10 protein-coding genes and 1 pseudogene are annotated in these 12,100 nt (G+C 66.2%); 5 read left to right on the plus strand and 6 right to left on the minus strand.

Annotated elements, in window-relative coordinates; all coding sequences use genetic code 11:
• The first annotated feature begins 111 nt into the window (after positions 1-111).
• Entirely contained in the window at positions 112-1,191 is a 1,080-nt protein-coding gene (locus G6N43_RS23350) for an NAD(P)H-dependent amine dehydrogenase family protein (RefSeq protein WP_083149432.1), read from the plus strand.
• Here G6N43_RS23350 and G6N43_RS23355 read toward each other — a convergent pair.
• The gene (locus tag G6N43_RS23355) at positions 1,162-2,307 is read right to left on the minus strand and encodes an ABC transporter substrate-binding protein (RefSeq protein WP_083149431.1); all 1,146 of its coding nucleotides are present in this window, start codon (positions 2,305-2,307) and stop codon (positions 1,162-1,164) included. The genes G6N43_RS23350 and G6N43_RS23355 overlap by 30 nt on opposite strands.
• A 294-nt stretch (positions 2,308-2,601) precedes the next feature.
• On the opposite strand from G6N43_RS23355, the gene G6N43_RS23360 reads away from it, so the two are divergent.
• The 4 genes from G6N43_RS23360 to G6N43_RS23375 all read left to right on the plus strand — a co-directional run bounded on the left by G6N43_RS23360 (position 2,602) and on the right by G6N43_RS23375 (position 6,822).
• Positions 2,602-3,234 (plus strand): TetR/AcrR family transcriptional regulator, encoded by a 633-nt coding sequence (locus G6N43_RS23360; RefSeq protein ID WP_083149430.1) that lies wholly within the window; start codon positions 2,602-2,604, stop codon positions 3,232-3,234.
• 129 nt (positions 3,235-3,363) lie between these two features.
• On the plus strand, positions 3,364-4,155 hold the full coding sequence (locus G6N43_RS23365) for an SDR family oxidoreductase (protein WP_083149429.1): 792 nt from the start codon (positions 3,364-3,366) through the stop codon (positions 4,153-4,155).
• A gap of 31 nt (positions 4,156-4,186) precedes the next feature.
• The gene (locus tag G6N43_RS23370; RefSeq protein WP_083149510.1) at positions 4,187-5,635 is read left to right on the plus strand and encodes an aldehyde dehydrogenase family protein; all 1,449 of its coding nucleotides are present in this window, start codon (positions 4,187-4,189) and stop codon (positions 5,633-5,635) included.
• A gap of 23 nt (positions 5,636-5,658) precedes the next feature.
• Entirely contained in the window at positions 5,659-6,822 is a 1,164-nt protein-coding gene (locus tag G6N43_RS23375; protein ID WP_083149428.1) for an NDMA-dependent alcohol dehydrogenase, read from the plus strand.
• A 3-nt stretch (positions 6,823-6,825) separates the two neighbouring features.
• Here G6N43_RS23375 and G6N43_RS23380 read toward each other — a convergent pair.
• The 5 genes and pseudogenes from G6N43_RS23380 to G6N43_RS23400 form a co-directional block, all read right to left on the minus strand.
• Positions 6,826-7,367, minus strand: a pseudogene (locus tag G6N43_RS23380) (SDR family NAD(P)-dependent oxidoreductase).
• Positions 7,364-8,911, minus strand: a complete 1,548-nt coding sequence (locus tag G6N43_RS23385; RefSeq protein WP_083149427.1) for an FAD-binding protein — start codon at positions 8,909-8,911, stop codon at positions 7,364-7,366. The pseudogene G6N43_RS23380 and the gene G6N43_RS23385 overlap by 4 nt, the downstream one beginning before the upstream one ends.
• A complete protein-coding gene (locus G6N43_RS23390) occupies positions 8,908-9,771 on the minus strand; it encodes an SDR family NAD(P)-dependent oxidoreductase (RefSeq protein ID WP_083149426.1) in 864 nt (287 codons plus the stop codon). The genes G6N43_RS23385 and G6N43_RS23390 overlap by 4 nt, the downstream gene beginning before the upstream one ends.
• A 12-nt stretch (positions 9,772-9,783) precedes the next feature.
• Entirely contained in the window at positions 9,784-11,139 is a 1,356-nt protein-coding gene (locus tag G6N43_RS23395; protein WP_083149509.1) for an APC family permease, read from the minus strand.
• Between the two features lie 70 nt (positions 11,140-11,209).
• A complete protein-coding gene (locus tag G6N43_RS23400; protein ID WP_083149425.1) occupies positions 11,210-12,094 on the minus strand; it encodes an IclR family transcriptional regulator in 885 nt (294 codons plus the stop codon).
• Between the last annotated feature and the right edge of the window lie 6 nt (positions 12,095-12,100).

Raw genomic sequence — 12,100 nt, forward strand, 5'->3', positions numbered from 1 at the left:
GTTCAACATACACCCTGGTGGTTGCGAACCTACATGATGTAGGTTGAACGGACCGCGGAACAGCGAAAACGCGAAACAGCAACCAGGAGCGTTCGATTGGCCGTACGAGTCGTGCAGTGGGCAACGGGCGCCGTCGGGCGTGCCGCGCTGCAGGAGATGATCGAGAATCCCGATTTCCAACTGGTCGGTGTGCTGGTCTACGACCCGGCCAAGGCCGGGCAGGACGCCGGCGCGCTCTGCGGGTTGCCGCCCACGACGGGCGTGCTCGCGACGACCGACAAGGACGAGATCGTCGCCCTGCGTCCCGACGTCGTCGTGCACGCTGCCAGCAAGGCCCACGCCGTCGAAACCAACGCCGAGGACATCTGCCGGTTGCTCGCTGCCGGCATCAACGTGATCACGACGACGTCGTACAACCACCTGCCGACCTACGGCGCCGAGACAGAGACCGCGTTCGTCGAAGCCTGTCGCGCCGGTGGATCCCGTTTCCACGCCGCGGGCGAGAACCCCGGCTTCATGTTCGAACGTCTCGTAGCGACGGTGACCGGGCTGAGCAAGACGATCGACCGGATCGACCTGTATGAGGCGACCGACGTGTCGGCCGTGGACAGCAGACCCATGCTCGTCGACCTCATGGGCATGGGTCGCCCACCCGAAGACGTCACGATCGACTCGCCGATCATCAAGAAACTCGACATGGCCTACCGGCAGGCGCTCAACGCCACCGCGGACGTTCTGGGCGTCACCCTGACCCATGTCGACGTGTCGGTGGATGCGACAACGCTCGATCGCGACCTCGAGGTGCCCGCAGGCACCATCGAGGCGGGAACTGTTGTTGGGCAGCGCTTCTCGTGGGTCGGGCACTGGGCGGGCAGGCCGTTGCTCGCCATTCACGAGGAGTGGGTGCTGACTCGCGACCTGCCGCAGTGGGGGCTCAGACCACTGAAGCGCGGCGAGAAGGCGCCGCTCATCCGGGCGGTCATCAAGGGCACGCCCAGCTTCGAGGTACAACTCGACGTCGGCTGGGACGGCACGCCGCCCACCGGTCAGCATGCGCAGCCGGGGCATCTGATGATCGCGATGGGCGCGCTGCGCGCGGTTCCGTACGTCCTGGCCCAGCCGCCGGGCATCGTGACCGCTCCGATCTTCGGTGCGATCCAGCTAGCCGGAAGCGACACCCACCGCACGTGAGATGTGCTCACTCGGCTCCGAGTGGAACACGTGCCCCGTGCCGTCGGGCAGGATCCGACGCGCGATGAGGTAGTCGGTACCCATCCAGCCCTGCCGGATATAGCGACCGAACCGCAGAAACGTGCCGGGCGCTCCGCTCGCCGCCGGCACGAGCTTCACCTGCTCGATGCCGTGCTTGACCCCCTCACCGGTCAGGGGTCGGGCGGCGGAAAGACCGCGAACGATCACGGTCGCGGCGTCGTGGCACAGCCCGGGCATCGACTGGCCCGGCCTGCGCCCATAGCGAGCCTCGAAGCGGTCCAGGAACGCCTGGCCGACTTCGTTGCGTTCGTCGTAGCTGTCCAGTCCGATCCAGCCGCGAAGCTGCCACATCCAATCGGTGTTGATGTGTGCCATCTCGAAGGCCGTCGTGGTGTAGCGCGGCGGGTCCCAGTCGGCGGCCAGCAGCGCGTCGGAGAAACCCCAGAGACCGTGCCCGAACCCGACGTGCACCAACGCGTCCGGTTCGGCGGCGCGCAGCTGTCTGACCGCCTCGGCCTTGTCCGCCTCGACCTGCGGAATCGCCACCGTAGTCACAACCTTCAAACCGGCTGCCGCGTAGGCCTTTTCCGCGAATGACAGGTACTCCTTACCGATCAGCGAGGCCTCGTAGGCGATCGCGATCCGCGACCGCCCGTCGCCCAGCAGCACCGCGGCCAACATCACCGGCTCCTCGGGCATCGACCCGTTGTTCAGCGCGAACGTCCACTCCCCCAGCGCGCCCTCCGATCCGGACAGGATGATGTTGGGGACCTTCGCAACCCGGTCGGCATGACCGGTCAGCGGCACTGCATTGTCGGAGACCCACGGCCCGAAGATGACCAGGCACCCCTCGGCGACCAGTTCGTCGTAGGCCTGCTCGACCGCGTGATAGGTGCCGTTGGGCAAGCCGATCGCGTTGCGTATCACGAGTTCGATCGGCCGGTCGACCACGCCCGCGGCGATCGCCTCGTCGAAGACCAGCCGCAGGGATGCCACGGTGTCGCTGTCGGTGTCCCCACTGGTCGGATAATCGTTGAGCAGACCAACTTTCAGCGGAGCCACCGAACCGTATGCGCGAACCTCATCGTCTGCCATACCCGCAACCTACACGATGAATGTTGCGACCACGATCATCTTCAAACGTCATATAAGGGTCCTACGGCGTCGAGTGTCGGCACCATCACGGACTCATTGCGGCGACGATGACACAACCCTGCCGATGGCAAAGAGGGGTCGCCTGATCCAGTGAGGACATCGGCAACGTCGGCACACTGGAGATGCGTTACTTCACCCTCACCGGGAATTCGGCTTATGCCCATGTGCGGGCTTGTGCACTGAAGCCACTCTGACCGTTACAACATACAAGCTGAATGTTGCTACGATGCCTGAATGGCGAAGCGCGGCGGCACCGACGACGAACGCCGGGCCCGTGGCGATCAGACACGGCGCGACCTGCTGGACGCCGGTCGCAAACTGTTCGTTGAGAAGGGCTTCTTCAACACCAGCATCGGCGATCTGGTCACAACGTCGGGTGTCGGCACCCGCGGCGCGTTCTACCACCACTTCAAGGACAAGGCGGAGTTGTTTCGCGCCGTCTTCGCCGAGGTCGAGCAGGACCTGACGCTGCGGTCCATGGCCTCGCCGCCGCCGGGGGCCGACGCGTGGGAGAAGCTGTCGCGCGGATTGCACAGCTTTCTCGAGTCCGCGCTGGAACCCGAGGTGCAGCGGATCATGTTGCTCGACGGACCGGTGGTGCTGGGCTGGCAGACGCTGCGGGCGATCGAGGAGGCGAACAGCGTCGCGCTGATCAACGAGATGGTGCGCGAGGCGATCGCCGCCGGCATCATCGACGATCAGCCCGTCGCCGAACTCACCCATATGCTGATCGCCGCACTCGAAGAGGCAGCGCTACTCGTCGCACACTCGCGACAACCCGCCAAGGCCCGTCAGCGCGCAGCCAAGGTGCTGGACCGCATGCTGCTCAGCTTCGCCGCGCAGCCGCGGAAAGCTTTGCGACGATAGCGTTTACATGAAGGACGGGAACCGTTCGATGGCGTATACACGACTTGGCGTAAATGATGATTTACATTTTTGCATATAGTTCTTCTGCTCTCTGATAACGTCGCTCTCGACCTCTGCCCTAGGAGAAGCATGCCGCCCGAGGACTCCACGCTCCGCGTCGCCGTGGTCGGTGCGTCCGCCGGCCTCGGTCGGTGCATCGGCATCGGCCTGGCCCAACGCGGCGCACGGGTCGCCTTCCTGGCGCGGCGCCGCGACCGGCTCGTCAAGGCGGCCGACGAAGCGGGTAACGGCGCTGCGGCCGTCGTCTGCGACGTCACCGACGCCGACTCCTGTACCCGTGCGATATCCGAGGTCGTCGAGACGTTCGGTGGACTCGACGCGCTGGTGTACACGACCGGCATGGGCATCCTCTCTCCGCTGGCTGACGTCAGCACCGACCAGTGGGCGCAGCTGTTCGCCACCAACGTCACCGGCGCATCGACGGTGACCGCCGCGGCTGCCCCGCACCTTGCCGAGGCCAGCGGTTCGGCCGTCTACCTGTCGTCGCTGAGCGCGTCCTACTCGACCCCGTGGCCACTGCTCGGCGCCTACGCCGTCAGCAAGGCAGCGCTGGACAAGCTCGTCGAGGCGTGGCGGATCGAACAGCCCAGTATCGGGTTCACCCGGCTCGCCGTCGGCGACTGCTTCGGCGGACCTGGCGATTCACAGACCGAGTTCAACAAGAACTGGGATCCCGAGGCCCTCGACAAGGCCATCCGGTTCTGGATGGACAACGGGTACATGCAGGGTGGCCTGGTCGACGCTGATCATCTCACCAACGTCGTCGACTCGGTGCTCCGTTGCGGCAGTAGCAGTTTCATCCCGTATCTGACCCTTGCTCCGCGGCCGTCAGATTCGGTCAAGGAACTCCGACAGTGGTGAAGGACGGCCAACGGTGACACACGAATCCCGCATGCTCATCGACGGCAAACTCGTCGAGTCCGAGACGGGTCGGCTGTTCGACAACATCAATCCGGCGACCGAGGAGGTGCTCGGCAGCACCACCGACGGTAGCCGTGCCGACATGGAGCGCGCGGTCGCAGCGGCGCGGCGGGCATTTGACGAGACCGACTGGTCACGCGACGGTGAGGCACGCGCAGCGGGACTCCGGCAGCTGCAGGCGGCGCTCGAGGCCGAGCGCGAGGAGTTCCGCAGCGAACTCATCGCCGAGGTCGGCTGCCCGATGCTGTCGACCTTCGGCCCGCAGTTGGACGTTCCGCTCAAAGAGGCGTTGACCTGGCCTGCGGACATGATCGCCGAGTTCCCTTGGAAGCGGAAGCTTCCCGACAAGGACGCGTTCGGGATGGGCACACTCGCCGCACGCGAGGTGTGGAAGGAACCGGTCGGCGTCGTCGGTGTCGTCACTCCGTGGAATTTCCCGTTCGAGATCATCCTGAACAAGATCGGGCCCATCCTCGCGATGGGGAACACATGTGTGCTCAAGCCGGCGCCGGACACACCGTGGAATGCGACGCGCATCGGCAGGCTCATCGCCGAGCAGACGGACATCCCACCCGGTGTCATCAACATCGTGACGTCGTCCGATCACCTTGTCGGCGAGGTGCTCTCGACATCCCCACTGGTCGACATGGTGGCGTTCACCGGTTCCACCGCGACCGGACGTCGCATCATGGCCGCGGCCGCCGAGACGGTCAAACCGACGTTCCTCGAACTCGGTGGCAAATCGGTCTATCTGGTGCTCGAAGACGAAGGGGACATTTCGGCCACCGTCGGCGGGAGCGCGTTCATCTCGATGCACGCCGGGCAGGGTTGCGCGATGCCGACCCGTCTTCTCGTGCCGAACTCCCGCTACGCCGAGGCCGTCGAAATCGCCAAGGTCGCGATGGAGAACAACAAGTACGGCGATCCGACCGATCCCTCTGTGCTGCAGGGTCCGCAGGTGTCCAAACGGCAACAGGAGCGGGTGCTCGGCTACATCGAGAAGGGCAAACAGGAGGGTGCGCAACTGGTCACGGGCGGCGGTGTGCCCAAACACCTTCCGAAGGGTTACTTCGTAGAACCCACGGTGTTCGCCGGCGTGGACAACCGCATGACCATCGCGCAGGAGGAGATCTTCGGTCCGGTGTTGTCGATCATCGGGTTCGACGATGACGACGACGCGGTGCGCATCGCCAACGACTCTATTTACGGATTGTCGGGCGTGGTGTTCGCGAACGATCTGGATCGGGCGAAAGCCGTGGCGAGTCGCATCCGCACGGGAACGCTGGGCATCAACGGTGGACTTTGGTACGGCGCGGACGCTCCGTTCGGCGGCTACAAGCAGTCCGGCGTCGGACGCCAGTGCGGGCTGGAAGGTCTCGAGATCTTCACCGAAACCAAGACCGTCGGCTGGCCGGCATAATCGCCCATTCGCAAGGAGATTCGATGAAATCCAAGGCAGCGATCCTACGCGGTGTCGGCGTGGACTGGGAAGTCACCGATGTCGAGCTTGATCCACCCCGGGCGGGTGAGGTGCTGGTCAAGATGGCCTATGCGGGCATCTGCCATTCCGACGAGCACTTCCACTCAGGCGACAGTGTGCCGAGCAAGGAGATGGAGGACATGATGCGGGCCGCGGGACATCCCGTGCCCGAGTGGTTTCCCATGCTCGGCGGCCATGAGGGCTCGGGTGTGGTCGAGGAAGTCGGACCGGAAGTCCATACACTCAAACCCGGTGACCATGTCGCGATCTCGTTCTTCCCGGCCTGCGGGAACTGCCGATGGTGCGCGACCGGCTACACCTATCTGTGCGATGTCGGCGCCGATATCTACGACAAGGCGATGACCACCGACGGCACCCGGCGACGACACCTCGGCGACGAGGACCTCATGGCGATGATGCAGGTCGGCACCTTCTCCGAATACGTCGTCGCCTCCGAGCGGTCGCTCGTCAAGATCCACGACTGGATCCCACTGGAAGCCGCGTCACTCGTATCCTGCGGGGTGACAACCGGATTCGGGTCGGGGTCGGTGGCGGCGGGCACCCGGGTCGGCGACACCGTCGTGGTGATCGGCACCGGCGGCATCGGGATGAACGCGGTGCAGGGTGCCAAGGCGGCAGGTGCCAAGTACGTCGTCGCCGTGGACCCGATCGAGTTCAAGCGGGAGATCGCACCCTCATTCGGTGCCACGCACACCGCGCCCGACGCTGCGGCGGCAGTTGATCTTGTCAAGGAACTCACCTGGGGCGTCATGGCCGACCGGGTGGTCCTCACGCCAGGCGTGGTCCCGCCCGATCTCGTGTTGGTCGCGATGATGCTGCTACGCAAGGGTGGCACCTGTGTGCTCACCGGCATGGGCAAGATTTCCGACATGATGGTGCCCCTACTCCTGCCCGACATGGTCAGCTCCTGTAAGACACTCAAGGGCGTGCTCTACGGCGAGATGAATCCTCGGGACGCCATGCCGATGCTGCTGTCGATGTACGAGGCGGGACAACTCAAACTCGATGAGCTCGTCACCAACCGCTACAAGCTCGACGACATCAACCAGGCGATGGACGATCTGCGCGAGGGTCGCAACATTCGCGGTGTGATCGAGTTCAGCTGAGTCCTACAGCAGATCGGTGATCGTCTCGAGGCCGGCGTCGTAGAGCACGCCTGGCAGCATCCCGCCGTCGGCTTCGATCGTCGTGCCGTTGACGAAATCCGCCGGACCCGACGCTAGGAACACACAGACGCGGCCGACCTCCTCCTGTTCCCCGCCGCGCTTCATCGGCACTGTGTCGAAATACTTGCTGCCGGTCGGATCATTCTTCGGCAGCACGAACGATCGGAAGTTCTCGGTGATCGTGGGCCCCAACGCAATACAGTTCACCCGGATCTTCGGCCGGATGTCGATCCGCCCGTGCGCATTCACGACCTCGCCGATGAACGCGTCGATCGAATGGAGATCGCCTTGATCGCACACCAATTGAGCAGAACGCGATGCCCACTCCGGATTGTCGGCCGTCCCCGGCAGCGCATCCAAGTCGGACCGCGAACACCCGACGACCGTCGCGCCGGCACGCGGCAGTTCATGCGCGTTACCTACTCCGACGCCTCGACTGGTCCGGTGACCACGGCGACCTTGCCAGTCAGTACGCCAGCCGTCATTCGCCCGATTCCTCACGCGCCATGTGCAGCGCCGCGCGGTGACTGAACAACAGCGACGCGCCGATCGGGTTGCCACCACCGGGATACGTCTCACCGGACACCGCGGCCATGGTGTTCCCCGCCGCATAAAGGCCGGGGATCGGCCGGCCCTCGGTGTCCAGCACCCGCGCATCGACATCCGTCCGCAGTCCGCCCTTGGTGCCGAGATCCGACGTCCCGAACGCCGCAGCGCGGAACGGCGGCGCGTCGATGGGCACCAGCGGTGACGCCCCGCCGGTGAACGCCCGGTCGAACGACTCCCGACCACGCCCGAAGTCCTCGTCGTCACCACGCGCCGCGAGTTCGTTGAACCGGAGCACGGTTTCGACGAGATTCGCTGCGGGCACGTCGATCTTGCGAGCAAGTTCTTCCAAAGTATCGGCGTGTACCCATAGCCCGGCGGACTCGTAGGCGCTTGTCGGTGAGAAGGAGACGTTGGTCGCCATCACCGGTGGCTGTTCACCGGCGCGGCTGTCATAGACCATCCAGTACGGCGCGCCGACGGTGCCCGCCTGTATCGCGGCCAGGATCTCCCGCCCCAGCCGGTCGTAGGCCGCCGATTCGTTGACGAACCGCCGGCCCGCCTTGTCGACGAAGATGCCGCCGGTGAAGCACAGCGCGAAAACCGCACGACCGTCGGGATGTATCAGCCCGGGCGACCACCAGGCCTGGTCCATCAGGTCGGTGCTCGCACCGACGGCGATCGCGGCCTTGTGCGCCAGCCCGGTGTTGCCGGGTGAGCCCATCGTGCCGGATACCGTTCCCGGAACACCGTATTCGGCGCGCATCTCGGCGTTCTGCTCGAATCCGCCCGCGGCGAGCAGCACTCCCCGCCTCGCCCTGATCGTTCGCCGGTCACCGTCGCACTCGACCACCCCACCGGTGACCCGACCACCGCCGACGGTCAACTCGACAAGACTGGTGTTCAGGTAGGCGGCGACGTCGGGGTTGTCGGCCATCGCCCAGAGAAAGCGGCCCACGACGGCACGGCCACCGGTGAGCAGCTCGGGTTGCGTGGTACCGAGGCGTTCATGGTCCAAGGGGCCGCGGACCTTTCCGCGGAAGCGTCCGAGTCTTTCGTCGGGCACCGACTTCGAAACGGTGTGGCGCATACCGTCGTGGCGCGCGCCGGGGACCGAGCTGTAGTAGTCCGGCCACGGCAGGATCTTGAACGCGAAGTGTTCGTCGGCTTCGAGATATTCGATCAGCTGCGCACCGCCGCGCACGTACGTCTCCTGCAACTCGGCCGGCGTGCGGTCACCCACCACGCTGCGGTAGTAGCGCAGCGCGTCCTTGATCGTGTCGTCGGCGCCCGCCCGGACGAGGACGGGATTGCAGGGGTACCACATTCCACCGCCGCCGGAGTAGGCGAATGTACCGCCGAACTGGTCGGTCGCCTCGACGATCGCCACCGAAAGCCCTTCGCGGGCAGCGGTGTACGCGCCGGCGAGCGCGCCTGCGCTGCCAGCGACCAGGACGTCGACGGTCTCATCGGCAGCGATCACAGGTTCCTCGATCTGTTGACGAAGCGGCCTTCACGCGGCGAAAACAGCCATCCGCCACCGGCTTTGGTGCCGCCGTCGACGGGGATGTTGTGGCCGGTGACGAACGCCGACTGATCCGATGCCAGAAACAGTGCGACACGGGCCTGATCCTCGGGCCAACCCACTCGGCCGACAGGCGCCCAGGAAGCCCACAACTCGCGGACGTCCTCATAGCCGGTCAGATAGTCGACCTGCGGCGTCTGCGTGAGGTCGGTGCCGATGCCGTTGACCCGGATGCCATGTCGACCCAGATCCACCGCCAGACAGGTGGTGAAGTGCGCCGCCGCCGCCTTCATCGCGCCGTACACCGGGTCCATGGGAAACCCCCGCATGCCCTCGACCGAATGGATCGTGACGATGCTGCCGCGGTGCGCCTCGACCATCGCCGGGACGAATGCCCGCGTGACCGCGAAGACGTGGCGCAGGTTGATGTCGTACTGGTGCTGCCAGGACTCCGGTGTCGAACGGCGGAACGGCACCAGGGGTCGGTAGTCACCGACGTTGTTGACCAACACGTCGACGCGCCCGTGTGCGTCCAGTACGGCGTCGGCTAGACGGGCGACGTCCTCGTCGACGGTGACGTCGACGATATGACACCGGATCGATCCGCCCGCACTGGTCACTTCGTCGTGGATGCGGTCGGCACGTTCCCGGTCGATCTCGGCGACCTCGACGAGCGCTCCGTGTTGAGCGAACAGCCGGGCGATACCCGCTCCGATACCGTCGCCGCCGCCTGTCACCACCGCGACCCGACCGTCGAGGAGCCGGTTCCAGTCATCAATGCGCGGTACCGATCCGCCACCGGTCATGGCGACGGACATTAGCCGCTCCCCCTAGTCGGCGGGCGACTTTGCGGCCGTGCGGCGCGTTGCCGCGCGCGCCGAAAAGTAGAGCACCGCACCCACCGCCAACAGGATGGCGGCGAACAGCCAGACCTGCGCCGTCTGTTGGGTGAGCAGCAGCACGCAGGACGCCACGCCGAGCACCGGTACCGCGGTCCACACCCGGAAGTGGGGGTGCGCCACGGTGTCGCGGCGCAGCACCAGCACGGCGACGTTCGTCGAGATGAACACGATCAGCAGCAGCAGGACGACGGTCTCGGCAAGCGTCGACAGGTCGCCGACCAACGTGAGCAGCATGGCCACCGCCGTCGTCGCCACGATCGCCACCCACGGCGTCCGCCGCTGGGGCAGCACGTGACTCAGCACGCCGGGAAGCAGACCGTGCTCGGCCATGCCGTAGGCGAGGCGACTCGACATGATCATGGTCAGCAGCGCGCCGTTGGCCACGGCGACGAGCGCGATGGCACTGAACAGCCAGTCCGGCACTCCCACGCCGGCCGCGGCGACGACGGCCAGCAGCGGCCCCGACGACTCCGACAGCTCGCTCGACGGCAAGGCGATGGCACTGGCGATTCCCACCAGCGCGTACAGCACACCCGCGGTGATGAGCGCGCCGAAGAGCGCGGTCGGATACACCTTGCTCGGATTGCGGATCTCCTCGGCGACATTGGCCGACGTCTCGAAACCGACGAACGAGTAATACGCGACGATCGCGCCGGCCAGGATCGCCAGCGCGGGCGTCGCGCCGTCAGGCAGCTCCATGGCGCGGCCGACCTCGCCACGACCGCCGCCCACCATGACCGACACCGCGATGATGACGATGAGCAACCCCGTCAGTTCGATGACCGTCATCACGACGTTGGTCTTGACCGATTCGCTGATGCCGCGCGCGTTGAGGCATGCGACGAGTGCCAGGAACGCGATCGCAGCGGGCACCGCCGGAATGTCGATGAACGTGGCGAGGTAATCGCCCGCAAACGCAAGGGCAAGCCCGGCCGCACTGGTGATGCCCGCGGCGAGCATGCAGAAGCCGACCAGAAACGAGACCACGGGCTGTCGATACGCGCGCTCGGCGAAGACGGCGGCGCCGCCCGCCTTGGGGTACTTGGTGACGAGTTCGGCATAGGACCCGGCCGTGAGCAGGGCCAGCAGCAGCGCCACGACCAACGGCGCCCACAGCATCCCGCCGACATCGCCGGACAGCACGCCCATCAACGCATAGATGCCTGCGCCGAGCACATCGCCGAGGATGAACGCGAACAGCAGCGGCCCGGTGATCTTTCGCCTGAGTTTGCCCTCGGTCCCCGCGTCGCCTTCACCGGCGCGCGTCTCTGCCGTCGACGTCATCTTTCCCTCCATGGCCGTTCGCAGCTCACCGCGCAAGCGTTGACAAAGAAGGCACAGTCCAAACGCGTGTTTAGCCGGTCTCCTCGATCCGGTGGGCGACATCACGGACCGCGGACCCGATATCGGCGATCTCGTCGGCCGTCAGGCTGCGCAGCGGCGCCGCGGTGACCGACATCGACACCACGCCGTCGGCGTCCCTGACCGGCGCGGAGATGGTGGCGATCGGATGGTCGGCGCCGCCGGTCAGTTCGTCCGGCAGGCAGTCGACCAGGACCAGATCGGCGAAGGCCCCGGCCAGTCGTGCGGTGATCTCGTCGGGTTCGCCGTCGGCGGCCAGCGCGCGCAGCGCGGCGTAGACGCGGAGGTACTCGCGGCTGAGCCGTTCGATGACGAATCCGCGCTCACGCACCTGCGTCAGCACAGCGGTGAGTCGACGGCGCAACCGGGTCGAGGGCTCACCGATGCCGGCGAGCCACGCCTTGATGGCCTGTTCGCCGGCCCAGGCCACATAGTCGCGCCCGAACGGGGCCACCAGCGGCAGGCGTAGGCCCGCGGTGATGGGCGGGGCCGCGAGCGATTCCCCGACCGAATCCGTCACCACCAGAGTCGGACCCTCGCGCCGCGCCAGGAAGACCTGCGTCCCAAGGGTTTTCGACAGGTCGTACAGCAGGGGGCGGAACTGCTGGTCACGCGTCGGCCGGGCCAGCGCACCGATGGCCGGGCCCCACGAGTAGGTCGCCGACGGTTCGTGACGTATCACCCAGCGGTGCTGCGCGAGGGTCGCCAGGATGGCGTGACACGTGGCGCGGCTGATGCCGAGGCTGCGGGCGATGTCCGTGAGCGAGAAGCTGCGCTCAGGGTCGGACGCCAACAGGTGCATCACCGCGACGACGCGTTCGGTCGGCGGGGACGGCACTTGACGGCCCACGCTGCCGGCGTCTACGTTCAGCGTCACAATATC

This window comes from Mycolicibacterium moriokaense (genome assembly GCF_010726085.1).
Lineage (GTDB): Bacteria > Actinomycetota > Actinomycetes > Mycobacteriales > Mycobacteriaceae > Mycobacterium > Mycobacterium moriokaense.